Source organism: Aminobacter sp. SR38 (genome assembly GCF_014843375.1).
GTDB classification, from domain to species: domain Bacteria; phylum Pseudomonadota; class Alphaproteobacteria; order Rhizobiales; family Rhizobiaceae; genus Aminobacter; species Aminobacter ciceronei.
On sequence record NZ_CP062112.1, the window covers coordinates 1,672,306 to 1,686,363 of the forward strand.

12 protein-coding genes are annotated in these 14,058 nt (G+C 64.2%); 3 read left to right on the plus strand and 9 right to left on the minus strand.

The annotated features are described in order from the left end of the window. The first annotated feature begins 148 nt into the window (after positions 1 to 148). Complete coding sequence (locus tag IG197_RS08190; protein WP_192318160.1) at positions 149 to 751, plus strand: helix-turn-helix domain-containing protein; 603 nt, start codon at positions 149 to 151, stop codon at positions 749 to 751. Between the two features lie 58 nt (positions 752 to 809). Here IG197_RS08190 and IG197_RS08195 read toward each other — a convergent pair whose 3' ends face one another. Next, entirely contained in the window at positions 810 to 2,273 is a 1,464-nt protein-coding gene (locus IG197_RS08195) for an MFS transporter (protein ID WP_192318162.1), read from the minus strand. A 277-nt stretch (positions 2,274 to 2,550) separates the two neighbouring features. Between IG197_RS08195 and IG197_RS08200 the strand changes: the two genes are divergently transcribed. After that, entirely contained in the window at positions 2,551 to 2,793 is a 243-nt protein-coding gene (locus tag IG197_RS08200) for a hypothetical protein (RefSeq protein WP_192318164.1), read from the plus strand. A 207-nt stretch (positions 2,794 to 3,000) separates the two neighbouring features. On the opposite strand, the gene IG197_RS08205 is transcribed toward IG197_RS08200, so the two are convergent. The 3 genes from IG197_RS08205 to IG197_RS08215 all read right to left on the minus strand — a co-directional run bounded on the left by IG197_RS08205 (position 3,001) and on the right by IG197_RS08215 (position 6,279). After that, the gene (locus IG197_RS08205; protein WP_192318166.1) at positions 3,001 to 4,212 is read right to left on the minus strand and encodes a serine hydrolase; all 1,212 of its coding nucleotides are present in this window, start codon (positions 4,210 to 4,212) and stop codon (positions 3,001 to 3,003) included. After that, the gene (locus IG197_RS08210) at positions 4,209 to 4,715 is read right to left on the minus strand and encodes a chlorophyllide reductase (RefSeq protein WP_192318168.1); all 507 of its coding nucleotides are present in this window, start codon (positions 4,713 to 4,715) and stop codon (positions 4,209 to 4,211) included. Before IG197_RS08210 ends, IG197_RS08205 begins: the two co-directional genes overlap by 4 nt. A gap of 427 nt (positions 4,716 to 5,142) precedes the next feature. After that, positions 5,143 to 6,279: an NAD(P)-binding domain-containing protein gene (locus tag IG197_RS08215; RefSeq protein ID WP_192318170.1), complete on the minus strand. Its 1,137-nt coding sequence runs from the start codon at positions 6,277 to 6,279 to the stop codon at positions 5,143 to 5,145. 269 nt (positions 6,280 to 6,548) lie between these two features. Here IG197_RS08215 and IG197_RS08220 point away from each other — a divergent pair, with 269 nt between their 5' ends. Continuing rightward, positions 6,549 to 8,147, plus strand: coding sequence for a globin-coupled sensor protein (locus tag IG197_RS08220; RefSeq protein WP_192318172.1), 1,599 nt, complete (start codon positions 6,549 to 6,551; stop codon positions 8,145 to 8,147). Positions 8,148 to 8,867: 720 nt separating this feature from the next. Here the strand turns inward: IG197_RS08220 and IG197_RS08225 are convergent. Genes IG197_RS08225 through IG197_RS08245 form a run of 5 tightly spaced genes read right to left on the minus strand, consistent with a single transcriptional unit; the run spans position 8,868 to position 14,056 of the window. After that, positions 8,868 to 9,824 (minus strand): dihydrodipicolinate synthase family protein, encoded by a 957-nt coding sequence (locus tag IG197_RS08225; RefSeq protein ID WP_192318174.1) that lies wholly within the window; start codon positions 9,822 to 9,824, stop codon positions 8,868 to 8,870. 11 nt (positions 9,825 to 9,835) lie between these two features. Further along, the gene (gene araD / locus IG197_RS08230) at positions 9,836 to 11,551 is read right to left on the minus strand and encodes an L-arabinonate dehydratase (RefSeq protein WP_192318176.1); all 1,716 of its coding nucleotides are present in this window, start codon (positions 11,549 to 11,551) and stop codon (positions 9,836 to 9,838) included. A 54-nt stretch (positions 11,552 to 11,605) separates the two neighbouring features. Next, positions 11,606 to 12,481 carry an SMP-30/gluconolactonase/LRE family protein gene (locus IG197_RS08235; protein ID WP_192318178.1) on the minus strand — a complete coding sequence of 292 codons (876 nt, stop codon included), beginning with the start codon at positions 12,479 to 12,481 and terminating at the stop codon, positions 11,606 to 11,608. Then, the gene (locus IG197_RS08240) at positions 12,471 to 13,121 is read right to left on the minus strand and encodes a 2-dehydro-3-deoxy-6-phosphogalactonate aldolase (protein ID WP_192318179.1); all 651 of its coding nucleotides are present in this window, start codon (positions 13,119 to 13,121) and stop codon (positions 12,471 to 12,473) included. The genes IG197_RS08235 and IG197_RS08240 overlap by 11 nt, the downstream gene beginning before the upstream one ends. Further along, positions 13,118 to 14,056 carry a 2-dehydro-3-deoxygalactonokinase gene (locus IG197_RS08245; RefSeq protein WP_192318181.1) on the minus strand — a complete coding sequence of 313 codons (939 nt, stop codon included), beginning with the start codon at positions 14,054 to 14,056 and terminating at the stop codon, positions 13,118 to 13,120. The genes IG197_RS08240 and IG197_RS08245 overlap by 4 nt, the downstream gene beginning before the upstream one ends. Positions 14,057 to 14,058 lie beyond the last annotated feature (2 nt).

Below are 14,058 nucleotides of genomic sequence, written 5' to 3' on the forward strand. Positions count from 1 at the left end.
GCAAAAATCAAAACTTTTGCCGTTCCCGCTTTTTTGTGATGCAATCGGTAAGATTTCTTTTTTGATACGTCAAGTCGTTTGCGTAAACGCTAAATCCCTGCCATTTTTAGAAAATGAACCCGCTCACGCCGCCAAGACCGGAGGCCATGTGACCCACCAACCGCGACTGAGCGAATGCTTGCGCGCCATGCGCCACCGCCATGGGCTGAAGCTGCAGGAAGTCAGCGAGCGCACCGGGCTGGCGCTGTCGACGCTGTCCAAGGTCGAGAACGACCTGATGTCGCTGACCTACGACAAGATCCTGCAGATCTGCACAGGGCTCGATATCCCTGTTACAGAGCTGCTGAACGTAGAGCCGGCAAAGGGTGTGGAGCGAACGCGGCGCTCGATCGTGTCAGGCACCAACACACTGCAACTGGCGACGCGGAACTACGACTACCGCTATCTGTGCACCGATCTCACCAACAAGCGCATGGTGCCGATCATCGCCAGGATCCATGCGCGTTCGCTCGACGAATTCGGCCCGCTGGTCCGTCACGTCGGCGAGGAATTCGCCTATGTGCTGGACGGCGAGATCGAGATCCACACCGACCACTACGCGCCGACGCGGCTCGCCGCCGGCGACGGCGTCTACATCGATTCGACCATGGGCCATGGCTACGTCTCGGTCGGCGACGGCGAGGCGACGATCCTGTGCATCTGCTCGGCGCCCGAATCCGGGCTGGAACAGGTGCTGATCGACCAGGCCTGACCGACGCAAGGTATCGAAGGCGGCATCGTCGAGAACCGCTCCGCAGGATTTCGGCGTGTCAGCCCCGCTGTCCGGTGAGGCGCACGACGCGCAGTGCGACGAGCACGCAGAGCGCGGGCGCCATCGCAAAGATGGTGCCGAGCCAGACGGCGGCGTTGGCGGCGCCCTCAACTCCGCCCGGATCGGCGATGCCCGCGAAGTTGGCAACCATGCCGGCACAGGCGGTGCCGAGGGCCATGAAGAACAGCTGCACCGTCGTCATGCCGCCGGCGGCAAGATCCTGCTCGCTGGGCGGAGCACTCTGGAAGATGCGTGTGACCAGCCCGGGCCAGGTGACGCCGATGCCGAACCCGACGAGCAGCAGGCCTAGGCTGATCGGCACGAGCAGCGACCGGTCGCCACCGCCATGGATCGGCATGAACAACGCAAACAGCACGAGACCGGCCAGCACGAGCAGTGGACCAAGCACCATCAGGCGGTCGGCATGCGCCTGCCAGCGTGAACTCATGAACGACGCAATGCTCCAGCCGAGCGACATGACGGCCGCGATGTAGCCGGACCAGAGCGGCGACTGGCCATGAAGGTTCTGCAGCAGGTAGGGCACGAAGATCTCGGGCTGTATGGCCAACATCAACAGCGCGACGGTGAGGTAGAGCGCGCCCAGCGGCGTCGAGACATTGAAGGCGCCGCGCGGCAAGAGCCGGGCGCTGGCCCGTGCATCGACGCCGGAGATCAGCACGACGAGTGCAAGGCCGGCGCCGAGCCCGGCGAGGTTCCATGCCAACTGCGCCGACAGGCTGCCGGCAGACACGGCAAGCACGGCCACCGTCAGCATGACGAGCTGCAGGAACGGCACGGCGACGTGTTCGTTGGTGTCCCAGCTCTTCCTGGGCAAGGTGACGAAGGCGACGATGGCGAAGGCAACGCAGAACGGCAGCAACGAGGCGAAGCCGAGCCGCCATGCGCCATATTCGGCAAAGATGCCGCCGATGGCGGGGCCGACCAGCGTTGCGATGCCGAACATGGCCGAGGTGAGGCCGATGGCCCTTGCCCACAGATGCTCCGGCAGGACGATGCGGGTCAGGGCATAGGCGAGTGCGAACAGGAAGCCGCCGCCGAGGCCCTGGACGGCGCGGCCGAGGAGCAAGACCGGCATGCTGGGAGCAAGCGCTGAGGTAAGCGTGCCCAGGGCGAAGATCGACGTGGCGAGCACATAGGCGCCGCGCGGCCCGCTGCCGTTCAGCAGCTTTGCCGTCAGCGCCGAGCCGAGGATCGAGGCGACCACGAACAGGGTCGTTGCCCAGGCATAGAAGTCGAGCCCGCCGATGTCGGCGATGACCGACGGCATGGCCGTCGTTGCAATGTACATGTTGACGGCGTGCAGCGTGACGCCGCCGGCAAGCGCGAATGTGTAGATACCGTGCCTACCGCTGAAGAGATCGCCCCAGCGCGCGGGTTTGGTCGCGGCCGCTGCGGTCGCAGTGCCGACGAGGGGCGCCGGCTGTTCAAGATCGAAGTTCATGTCGGCCTTTCCATTTTTCGTGCCGACACGTCTGTAAAACCTCAAGCCCTATTGAGGTCAACAGACAAAAAGACAAATGGATGTGGCCTGTGGGCAGCGACGAGACTGTCCGCGGCTAGAGCAACGCGCCAAAATTGTTCGCGGCGTGGACTGCTATGGCTGGCCACAGCTTCCGGTCCGATGGCGTAGCAAGCCGCAGACCAGGCCGATGAGAAAGACCGAGGCCATCGTCGTTGCGACGGGCATGGCGGCCAACTGCACCCACCCGGGGAAATAGATGAGCAGGAATGCAACTGAAGTGACGCCGATGGCCAAAGCGCCCCCCCCCCCAACGCTCGGCCAGCCGGGTCCGGATGACGCCCCTGAAAACCAGTTCTTCAACGGCTGCGGCGACGACGATCCAACCATATTCGGCCAGCGGCGAGGGCGACAGCTGGCCGGAGCCCAGCGCACGCCCTCCTCGGTGATCTCGCTGAACATCGCAGGCGGTTCAGCACGCCGCGGTCACGGGCCGCCTTGAGCGCCGGCGTCCACGGATGCCGGTGACAGAGACGACCGAGCCCGGACGAAGCGCCGCCTCACCCTGTCCTCGACGATCGCCACGGCAGCATGGCCGTCGTGCTCGCCGCCTTGTCGCTGCCTGGCCTCGGCAGCGCGGTGTCATGGCAGTTAGGACGACAGAGGGGATTGCGGAAATGGCACGTGCGTCGTTCAGTCGATTGCTGACTCACTTTGGCGGCCCAAGCGCTTTCAGGAGCAGGTTGGCGGCAGGGACGGACGCAGCATCTCCGGTAAGAGCGACCGCGACGATGGCGTTGTCTGAAGGCGAATAGGCAACAACTGCGCTGGCGCCAGGGGTGCCGCCGGCGTGCCCGATCCAGCGTATCGACCGGGAATCATCGGTCACGTCGAAGACCATGATCCCCAAGCCATAATAGGTGCCTGGATCGAACATAGGGTAGAGCTTCCTGGCCATCGTCCGGACCGTGCCGTCTGACAACAGGCGTCCGCCGAGCAAAGCGGCCCAGAAGCGGGTCATGTCGGCCGCGTCACTCACGATAGGACCAGCCGCGCCAGCCCAGCTTGGGTCAATAGGCTTTTCATGTACCGCCGTCAGTGGCGCGACACCAACGGCTCCGCCACCTGGAACAAGCGCCCGCATCGAGCTGAGCCCAAGCGGCGCAATGATCCGCGTGGTGATCGCTGCATCGATCGATCGGTGATCGACCTTCCGGACAATTTCGCCAAGAAGGTCGTAGCCCGTGTTCGAATAGCGCCAGCGTCCCCCTGGGCAGAACATAGCCCCATGCCTGCGCGCAATCGCAAGGTTCGCCGCCGGATCGCGATAGCGCGGATCAGCATGCGCTTTCAGATCCTCATTGGCACTGAATAGCCCGCTGGTGTGGGCGAGCAAATCACGGACTGTCGCAACATCGCCATTCGGTACGTCCGGCACCCAAAGTGAAACCGGGTCATCAAGGGATAGTTTCCCCTCCTCAGCGAGTTGCAGGATGACGACCGCAGTGAAGGTCTTTCCAGCGCTGGCCCAAAACAGCCGTGGTGCATCTGTTGGAGCGCTGGTCTGTTGCCATAGACCTTTCCCAGGTATGGCGACCGCGGCCGTAATCGCTGACGCGGCTGTAAAGGCTTGGATACGCTCGTAGGTGACGTCGAGGCGACGCGTGGTTTCCGCCGGCAGCGCTTTATTCGGAACGGGTGGGGTCGCCGTGATGTCAACGGGGGCATGCAGCGGCGACCCCACATAGGCAGCGTGAACAGCGCAGTGAACTGGCTGATAGTCCGCCGCATGAGCCGGGATGCCAAACGCTGCGAGGCTCGCCACCCCAAGACCGGCAAGGATGAATTTGCAGGGTCTGCGCGTGGTTTCGATCCGACGGAAACGACGTTCGGAGAGCGAGGGTAGGTAGACGGGGCTCATTGACGTTTGCATCCTGCGCGATCGAGCATGTCCTTGACGATCAAGGGTGTTGCCGGCGTTTCCGCTGTGTCTTGACCCGCAGCAGCGGCCTTGAGGGCCTGGCGGACACTCCCTGCGTTCACGCGTAACGATGTCCGACAGGTCGCGTTGCCCATGCTGACAACCGCACCGGCGGCCTCGCCTACGCCGGCAAGGTAGGCGGCAAGAACTTGCTGCGCCGTCCGATCGGTCGGAGCCTTCTCCAGCATCTGCATCACCTGAGCGACTGAGATGAGGCCACGGGAGGTGGATGGCGTGGCCGTTGATGGCGATGCAGCAGGAATGGCGACGAGGCAGGTGACAAGACTGATAGCCAGTTTGGCGAGGCGACGAGACAATGCAGGATCTCCTATGTTGGCCGTCACATTGATCGATAATAATAAATCATTGTCAAACGATAATTTTTTGGGGTTGTATTTTGATTCAGGCAAAGGAAAGAGAGAAGTCGTCCAGACATGGACCAAGCACAAAAGATGATCGACATGACCGCCACGAGGGGCCTCGAGTTGCGGATTCGACGTCTCAGTTGACTGATGGCGACGGGTTGCCTCGTCACATCCGGGCTGCTCACCGCAGCAATGTTCTTCTATTGGTTCATGACGCCGACGCGCACGCTGTTCAGCGAGGCGGCAATTGCGAATGCCCCAGCGACAGGGACCGATCTTTCCATTCGGGCACTGGCGTTCGGAATTTCGATGGTCACGCTCGGTACATTGATCTACGGATTTCTATACGCCCGTCGTTGCTTCGATGCCTTTGCGGTTGGCCATGTCTTCGCCAGCGAGCCGATCCGTTTCCGGACGTGCGGGATGATTTCGTCCGGTGCGCCGGCGCGGTCCGTCAAGGCATCGGCGGGGTGGTTGCGCGGGCCAGGCTGGCTGTCTTTGCTGCTCAGGCGAGCCCGAGATATGCCGCCAGTTCGCGCGCGGCGGCCCCACCCGCCCTGTTGGCGCCGATTGTCGACGCCGAAGGGCCGTAGCCGACGAGGTGGATGCGCGGATCCCTTGAAACCTGTGTCGCCAGCTTGCCGGCCATGACGATGCCGCCACCCTCCTCGCGAATCTGCAGCGGCGCGAGATGATCGAGCGAGCTGCGGAAGCCGGTGTTCCACAAGATGACGTCGGCACGCTGCTCGCTGCCGTCGGGCCAGCGCACACCGTCCTCGGTGATCTCGTTGAACATCGGCAGGCGGTCGAGCACGCCACGGTCGCGCGCGGCCTTGAGGGCCGGCGTCCATGGGATGCCAGTGACCGAGACGACCGAGCCCGGAACGAGCCCCCGCCGGACCCTGTCCTCGACGATGGCCACGGCGGCGCGACCGTCGTCCGGCGTGAACGCGCGGTCGCGGAACTGCGGCTCGCGCCGTGTCACCCAGATCGTGGCGGCGACGCGCGAAATCTCGTCGAGCAGTTGCAGCGCCGAGATGCCGCCGCCGACGATGACGACACGCTGGCCGGCGAACGCCTCGGCGCTGCGGTAGTCGCGAGTGTGGAGCTGCCGCCCCTTGAAGCGCTCAGAACCTGGATAGGCTGGGATGACGGGCGTTTCCCAGGTGCCGGTGGCGTTGACTATGCCCCGGGCCGAGAAGGTCTCGCGATCGGTCTCGATACGCAGCCTGTCGCCACGGTCGCAGACGACCTTGACCGTCACCGGCCGATAGACCGGCAGGTCGAACTCGCGCTCATAGGCGGCAAAGTACTTCGGCACCGCGACCGACGCCCTGACCTCGGTGGCGCCCTCCTCGACGACGTCGGCGAACTGCATGCCGGGCAGGTCGTGGATGCGGTTGACGGTCGAGAGCGTCAGCGACGGCCAGCGATACTGCCAGGCGCCGCCGGCCTCGGGCGATTTGTCCAAGATGACAAAATCGCGCCCGGCTTGAAGGCCGAGCTTTCTCAGATTGTAGGCGGTGGACAGCCCGGCCTGGCCAGCGCCGATGACGACGATGTTGGTCTTGTAGGCGGCACGGAGATCACCCCTGGCGGGCGACGGTTCGGATCCGGGGCTATCGGCATCTTGGTCGGGCATGGCCCGGCAGTGATAAGCAGCCGAAGCCAACGGCGCAACGGGTCGGGCATCGACGCTTGGACGACGACGCGATGCTTCCAGCATATGGCGAGTACCCGACCGATGCGACAACCATCGCTGGCGCGTCATTATTTCGCATGTGATTTCAATGTGTTGGCGGAAACCAATTGTGAACCATTTGGAGCCTAGCGAGCGGCACAGCATTCACTGGCAGCGGGTTCGCGCAAGCGCTCAACCGAAAGCTGCCAGCCACCCCGAAGGAAAGTAACATGTCCGATCACGCCGCAACAACGGACGCAGCAATTGCCCGTCGCCTCGCCTTTGTCCGCTTCGACGGCGAGGCGCGCGCCGCGCTGAACGCCGTCCGACCCTCGATCGAGGCAGCGCTGCCCAAGGTGATGGACAGCTTCTACGGCCATATCGCCGAATTCGCAGAGGCGCGGCGTTTCTTCGGACTAGGTGACGGCAGCAAACAACGGATGCAGGCCGCCGGCGGGCGCCAGATGAAGCACTGGTCGGCCATCGCCGCCGCCGATTTCGGCGACGACTATGCCCAGTCGGCGCAGCGCATCGGCCGCATCCATGCCGACATCGGGCTCGAGCCGCGCTGGTATGTCGGCGGCTACACGCTGATCATCGACGAGTTGGTATCGGTCATCCTCGAGCAGTCCTGGCCGAAGGCGCTCGGCATTCAGGCGCCGGGTCTGACCAAGGCCAAAGAGGCGATGAGCGCCCTGCTCAAGGCCTCCTTGTTCGACATGGAGCTGGTGATCTCGACCTACCTCGAAACCGCCGAGCAGCGCCGGCTTTCGGCCGAAGCCGCGCGCGACGCTGCCGAAAGGGAGCAGCGCACCGCACTGGCCTCGCTGGCTGAGGCCATCGACCAGCTGGCCAAGGGCCGCCTGAACCACCGCATCGACGGGCTCGACGCGCCGAACTACGCGCAGATCCGGGACGACTTCAACCGCGCCATGGAACTGCTCGAGGAGGCCGTCGGCCGCATCCATGGCAATGCCGGCGCCATCCGCGACGGCTCGGCCCAGCTGGTGCAGGCGGCCGACGACCTCGCCCGTCGCACCGAGCACCAGGCGGCGAGCCTGGAAGAGACGGCCGCGGCACTGGTCGAGATCTCGGAGGCGACGGCACAGACGACGACCGGGGCGACGCGCGCCGACAGCGTGGCGCAGGATGCCAGGTCAAGCGCCCAGTCGAGCAGCCAGGCGATGCGCGACATGATCGTCGCGATGGGCGAGATCGACAGCTCGGCCAGGCAGATCGGCCAGATCGTCTCGGTCATCGACGAGATCGCCTTCCAGACCAACCTGCTGGCGCTCAACGCCGGCGTCGAGGCAGCGCGCGCCGGCGACGCCGGCAAGGGCTTTGCCGTCGTCGCCGCCGAGGTGCGCGGCCTGGCGCTGCGCTCGGCGGAAGCGGCGCGCCAGATCAAGTCGCTGATCGCCTCGTCGGGCGAACGCGTCGCCGCCGGCGTGCGGCTGGTCGGCCAGACCGGGGAGGTGCTGGAGGTATTGACCGGCAAGGTGGCGGAGATCAGCGTGCTCGTCGCCGATATCGCCAACTCGGCCAAGGAGCAGTCGGTCGGACTTTCGGGCATCAACAACGCTGTCAACCAGCTCGACCAGGTGACCCAGCAGAACGCCGCGATGGTCGAAGAATCGACGGCTGCCTCGCACGCGCTTGCCGAGGAAGCGTCGGCACTGGCGACCAGCGTCGCGCATTTCGAGATTGGCGCGCGGACACCGCTCAGAGTTCACGCTGAAAAACACGTGCGCAGGCCGCAACCATCGCTCAGGGTCGTCAAACCGGCCAAGCCGGTTCCCACTGCGCAGGAAGGATGGGCGGAGTTCTGAGCCAAAAGAACAGCACCAGTCCTGCAATTGGAAATTGCTGACCTTCGCTTGCTCCGGTCAAACGTTTCGATGAGACTATCGGGATGGTTGAGGTCAGGGAAACAAGAATATCAGTATCGGGCGTGCCGTCGACATGCCGCGAAAGCGCACCTCCAGGCGCCAAGCTTGCATTAACCTGATCTTCCTCACCTTACCTGGATGTCGGATACCGGACATGGCGAACCAGCCACGAGGTTGCAACAGGGAGCGCCACAAAATCGGACGGGGGCGTGCATCCTCGCCGCAGCGGCTGACCGCGCGGGCTCAGTGCCTTCAAACGCTTTCGAGAATACGCAGAGGGCTGGGCATAGAGGCGATCAGGCGGCGTGTGTAGGCATCGCGAGGCTGGTGCAGGATCAGATCGGCCGGGCCACCCTATCTACCTCTAAAACCTCCCAAGGCTGCGGCGCCGTCGTAATCCTGAAGCGATGGCGCCGGCGTATCTGCGGTGTCAATTGCACTCTTGACTGCTTCCTCCAGCGCTGCGGGCAAATGGCTTGTAGGCCTCGCCCATGTTTATTCAACCGTCGAATCCCCGCGTTGACGAGCTATGAGGTTGGGCGCAAATGCTCTGGTGAGCACTGGGCGGTTTGGGCCCCGGAGTCGGCGACCAAATTTCTGCCGGATCCTGCCTCACGAGACGTACCGGATCGTGCGTTCTCGTAGCCAGAGCGTTGGCGCTCAGCTTTCAGTCACTATCGTTCGGCCACGATATTCTCGTGCATCTGGACGCCTGCGACGCAATGGTCCGAGATCGGTGGCGAAGCGCTCAATCATGGCAAGCCCCACCGCATTGGGCCTAAGCGCTGGCGTGCGGTCCTGGACGAGCAAACCAGCGCGCGATGCAAACAACCGTTTACCGTAGGCCATCAGGTGCTCGATGCCCTGCATCGTCGAGACGACGGCCGGCAGCATAGTGCGGTAATGCAACAGCGCTTCTTGTTCGTCTCCGCAGACGAAGGCATCATAGGCTGCGACCGCGTAGTCGATGCAATCCGGCGCCAGGATGAGGCCACGGCAACCGATGCGCAGATTGTCGAGCATTTCGAGCCCGGCGCGGCCGTTGAAGATCGGCAGCTTGCCGCCGGTCGCCTCGACCAGCCCGGCGATGTCGACCACCGGGCCCTCTCCTTTGACCAGCTGGATATTGGGGTGCTGCCGAACGAGATCGGAAATCTCAGAGGAGCTCAGTCCACGGCCCATGAAGGCCGGTGCGTTCTGTATCGCGACGGGCAGATCGGTGGCCTCGGCCACGCGACCGAAGAAGCGGATGTACTCGGCCGCACCATATTGGCCGACCATCGGCGGCTGCAGGATCAGCCAGTCGGCGCCGACGCTCTCGGCATGGCGCACCTGCGCGATCTGTTCGGCGACCGACGCACCGAAGATGGTGAGCGCCAGCGGCACCTTTCCGCCGGTGTCTTCGGCGATCCAGTCCATAACCATCCGGCGCTCGGCATCCGTCAGCTTCGACGCTTCGGTGGCAAGGCCGAGCGCGGCCATTCCGTGGACGCCGACCCCAAGGCAAAGCTCGACCTGCCGGCGCATGGCAGAGCGGTCGAGCTTTTCCTGATCATCGAACAGCGCATACAGGATGGCGTGGATGCCATGCATGTCGGCGACAGCAAAACGAGGCATCGCAACCTCCCTCAATGGCTTTCACGCGGAACGTGGTGGCCACGGCAACCGACCAGGAAGTCGAGGTCGGCACCGCGATCAGCCTGCATGACACGCTCGACATAAAGGCTCTGGTAGCCGCCTTGCATCTCCGGCACAGGCGGGGTCCACAGCTTGCGGCGGCGGGTGAGTTCTTCATCACTGACTTCGAGGTGCAAACGGCGGCTCTCGACGTCGAGTTCGATCATGTCGCCATCCTCGACGAGGGCCAGCGGGCCACCGACCGCCGCCTCGGGTGCCGCATGCAGCACAACCGTGCCGAAGGCGGTGCCCGACATGCGCGCGTCGGAAATGCGGACCATGTCGCGCACGCCCTTTTCCAAGAGCTTCTGCGGCAGGGCCATGTTGCCGACCTCGGCCATGCCGGGATAACCCTTGGGGCCGCAGTTCTTCAGCACCATCACACAGGTCTCGTCGATGTCGAGCGCGGGGTCGTCGACGCGCGCCTTGTAGTGCTCGATGTTTTCGAAAACCACGGCGCGGCCGCGATGGCGCATCAGCTCCGGCGACGCTGCGGAAGGCTTCAGGATTGCACCGTTGGGCACAAGGTTGCCACGCAGGACGGCAATGCCGCCCTGCTGGGTCACCGCCTTGTCGCGGGGCAGGATCACCTCTTGGTTGAAGTTCTCGGCACCGGCGATGTTGTCGCCGACCGTCTTGCCGGTAACAGTCAGCGCATCGAGATCGAGCAGGTCGGTGAGCTCCTTCATGACGACAGGAAGACCGCCGGCGTAGCAGAACTCTTCCATCAGGAATTTGCCGGAAGGCATCAAATTGAGGATGGTCGGGATGTCGCGGCCATAATGGTCCCAGTCCTCGAGCGTCAGCTCAGTGCCGATCCTGCCGGCGATGGCGAGCAGATGCACGACCGCGTTGGTCGAGCCGCCGATTGCACCGTTGATGCGGATGGCATTGGCGAATGCCTTCCTGGTGAGGATGGCGGACAGGCGCAGATCTTCCTTGACCATCGCAACGATGCGCCGGCCGGAAAGGCGGGCAAGCCGCGCGCGGTGGGCATCCACGGCGGGATAGGCGGCGTTGCCAGGCAGGGCCAGGCCGAGCGACTCGACCATCGACGCCATGGTCGAAGCGGTGCCCATGGTCATGCAATGGCCGGGCGACCGCGACATCGCGCTTTCGGCAGCGGCGAACTCCTGCTCGGTCATCAGACCGGCGCGCACGTCCTCGGAGAACTTCCAGACGTCGGTGCCAGAGCCGATCGGCTTGCCACGGAAACGGCCGTTGAGCATCGGGCCACCCGAAACGACGATCGCCGGCACGTCGCAGGACGCAGCCCCCATGACCAGCGACGGCGTGGTCTTGTCACAACCGGCCATCAGCACCACGCCGTCCATCGGGTTGCCGCGGATCGCTTCTTCGACATCCATCGAGGCGAGGTTGCGAAACAGCATGGCTGTCGGACGCAAGTTGGATTCGCCGCATGAGAAGACAGGAAACTCGAGCGGCAGGCCGCCCGCTTCGAGAATGCCCGCCTTCACGTGCTCGACCAGGCCGCGGAAATGCGCATTGCAGGGGGTGAGTTCGGAGAAGGTGTTGCAGATGCCGATCACCGGGCGGCCGTCGAAGGCGTCGTCGGGCAGCCCGTTGTTCTTCATCCAGCTGCGGTGAATGAAGGCATCCTTGCCAAAGCCACCGAACCAGGCCTGTGAACGCAATTTCCGTGTCACTGTCGTATTCCCGTAGTTGAAGGTCCGCTGGCGGCGGGCGGCACGGCTGTGCCGCTAGATCAGCACATCAGGCTCCAGCCGGCCCTTGACCGGCAGGTCGACCAGAAAAGTCCTTCCGGCATCCGGCTCGGCACGGTGTGCGTCATCGCTCAACCCGATCCAGGCGGACGTCACCGCAAGACGGTCGGCATGTTTGCCTAGGAATGCCGGGCATGACGGCTGGCTCACCGGCAACGGCACCGAGCGGACAAGTTCGCCGTCGGGCGCGTAGGCGACCAAATTGCCCTCACCCCAGCGCGCGTTCCACAGGGTTCCGTCGCCGTCGACCACCGATCCGTCGAAGCTGCCCGTGCTTTGGCTTTCGGCAAAAACCTTGGGCTCGCCTTCAGGCAGTCCGGTCCTTGCGTCGCAGGCAACACGCATGATCCGACCGACTGCGGTGTCGGCGTAATAGGCAATGGTGCCGTCGGGGGAGAACGCGATCGAATTGGGGATGGAAACGCCGGCATAGAGCTCGCGCAATTCGCCGCGAAAGAACCAATAGACCCTGCCGGCGCCCGCCTCAGCCTGCTTGCCCATCGTGCCGAACCACAAGGCTCCGCATGGATGCACCCGGGCATCGTTGGAGCGCGTGGCCGCGTTCGTCGCCTCGACCGGGGTATGAAGGGCCATGCCACCCGTCGTTCTGTCCCTGACGTGAAGGCCGGTCTCGGTCAGGATCAGCTGACGCTCGCCATCGATGGTCGCCTGCGCGCTCGCCATCTGGCCGAGCTGGGTCGTCATGGTGCGATCTTCGCCGAAACGTTTCTCCAGCAGCAGCCCGTTGACGATGTCGAACCAGTAAAGCGTGTCACTCACCGGATCGTAGCTCGGTCCCTCGCCGAGTTCACAGGCATGGTCGGACAATACCGAAACGAGGTCAGCCGGCATTGTTCTCGTCCTCGAAAGCCGCGTCCCAGGCAGCTACTGCAGACCTTGCCCGCGTCGCCACCTCATCGATGCCCATGCCAGGTCGGAACAGGCTGGTGCCGAGCCCGAAAGCGGTGACGCCGGCTGCGCGATAGCTGGCGAAATCGCGATCCGAAACACCGCCGACGGCACCGACGACAGTGTCTTTGGGCAGCACCGCGCGCATCGCGGCGATACCGCCTGCCCCGATCACGCTGGCGGGGAAGAATTTCAGCGCCGAAGCTCCGAGCTTCAATGCCTTGAACGCCTCGGTCGGACTCATCACCCCGGGCATGGTCACCATGCCGTGGCGGACAGCTGCGGCCATCACCTCGATGTCGATGTTAGGGCTGACGACAAGGCGACCGCCAACTTCGGCGAGGCTATCGACCTGACTTGCTTCAAGCACGGTACCTGCACCGATCAACGCGGAGGCTGGCAGGCTGCCAACTATGGAAGCGATGGAGGCAAAAGGCTCCGGCGAGTTGAGCGGCACCTCGATTGCCTCGATGCCGGCCTCATAGATCACGCCGGCTACTGCAATGGCCTGATCCGGGGTGAGGCCACGCAGGATCGCGACAAGCCCGCGCCGCAATCTCGGAAATTCCGTCGTTCTGGTCATGCCGGCACTCCATCGAGCATCTCGTTCTGACGCGCGGCCTCAATCAGACCGATGCGCACCGCGGTGTCGGCATCTATGTCGCGGACTTCGAGCCCGGCGATCTCGAAAGCACGGCGATAAAGCGTGGCGAGTGTGCCGGATGCGACGAGGGTCACACTTCTGTCAGCATGGAGGAATTGTCGCCGGGCCGACGCCACTTCGCTGCCAATCATCAAGCCGGATAGCCTAGCCGCCGCGTCCTCAGGCGTCAGACCATGAAGCAGCGAACCGGCCCGGATCGAAAACAGTCGCGAGGCGAAATCGCCGCCGTCAGCGAGCGCGATCTCGCAGGCTCTTGCAAATACCGGGTTCTCCGTCGAGACGGCGTCCGGCTGCTCGCCAATCGAATGGCGCAGGATGGAGTGACCTGAGAGCAGCGCGAACAATTCGCCGGTCGGCCACGTCCGGAAAGTCTCGACGGCGCCGCTGTCGACAATCACCCATTTGGAGTGGGTACCCGGCATACAGACCACATGGCGGCCGGCAGTCTCGAGCTTCGCGCCAGCGAGTTGCGTCTCCTCGCCCCGCATCACGTCGGGGGCGTCGAGACTGCGACAGGCAAGGCCCGGCACGATGCGGATGTCGCGCCCCGCATGGGGAACGCGGACGGCGCCCCTCAGGATCGCCGCAATTGAGGACGGGACGTCGACATAAGGCGCCTCGATCCATCCCTGGCGCGCGCCGGCCATGCCGCAGATGATGACCGGCACGTCGTCCGGCGCGCGCAAGGCAGCAAGGCACCGTTCGAGAATGGGCTCGAAGCCGACCGTCTGGGCTGTGGTCAGCCCTTCGTCGCTGCGATGTTCGGCACGGGCGGCACCTTCGGCATCGAGGAGCCACGCCCGCATGCGGGTGGTTCCCCAATCGATTGCCACGATGACGGATGCTGCGGCCATCG

Bases quoted from the DNA above. Each gene is read 5' to 3' on its own strand.
- IG197_RS08240 (WP_192318179.1), bottom strand. From the start codon at position 13,121: ATGACCAGAACGACGGAATTTCCGAGATTGCGGCGCGGGCTTGTCGCG.
- IG197_RS08200 (WP_192318164.1), top strand. From the start codon at position 2,551: ATGAGCAGGAATGCAACTGAAGTGACGCCGATGGCCAAAGCGCCCCCC.
- IG197_RS08205 (WP_192318166.1), bottom strand. From the start codon at position 4,212: ATGAGCCCCGTCTACCTACCCTCGCTCTCCGAACGTCGTTTCCGTCGG.
- IG197_RS08220 (WP_192318172.1), top strand. From the start codon at position 6,549: ATGTCCGATCACGCCGCAACAACGGACGCAGCAATTGCCCGTCGCCTC.
- IG197_RS08225 (WP_192318174.1), bottom strand. From the start codon at position 9,824: ATGCCTCGTTTTGCTGTCGCCGACATGCATGGCATCCACGCCATCCTG.
- IG197_RS08195 (WP_192318162.1), bottom strand. From the start codon at position 2,273: ATGAACTTCGATCTTGAACAGCCGGCGCCCCTCGTCGGCACTGCGACC.
- IG197_RS08215 (WP_192318170.1), bottom strand. From the start codon at position 6,279: ATGCCCGACCAAGATGCCGATAGCCCCGGATCCGAACCGTCGCCCGCC.
- IG197_RS08235 (WP_192318178.1), bottom strand. From the start codon at position 12,481: ATGCCGGCTGACCTCGTTTCGGTATTGTCCGACCATGCCTGTGAACTC.
- IG197_RS08245 (WP_192318181.1), bottom strand. From the start codon at position 14,056: ATGGCCGCAGCATCCGTCATCGTGGCAATCGATTGGGGAACCACCCGC.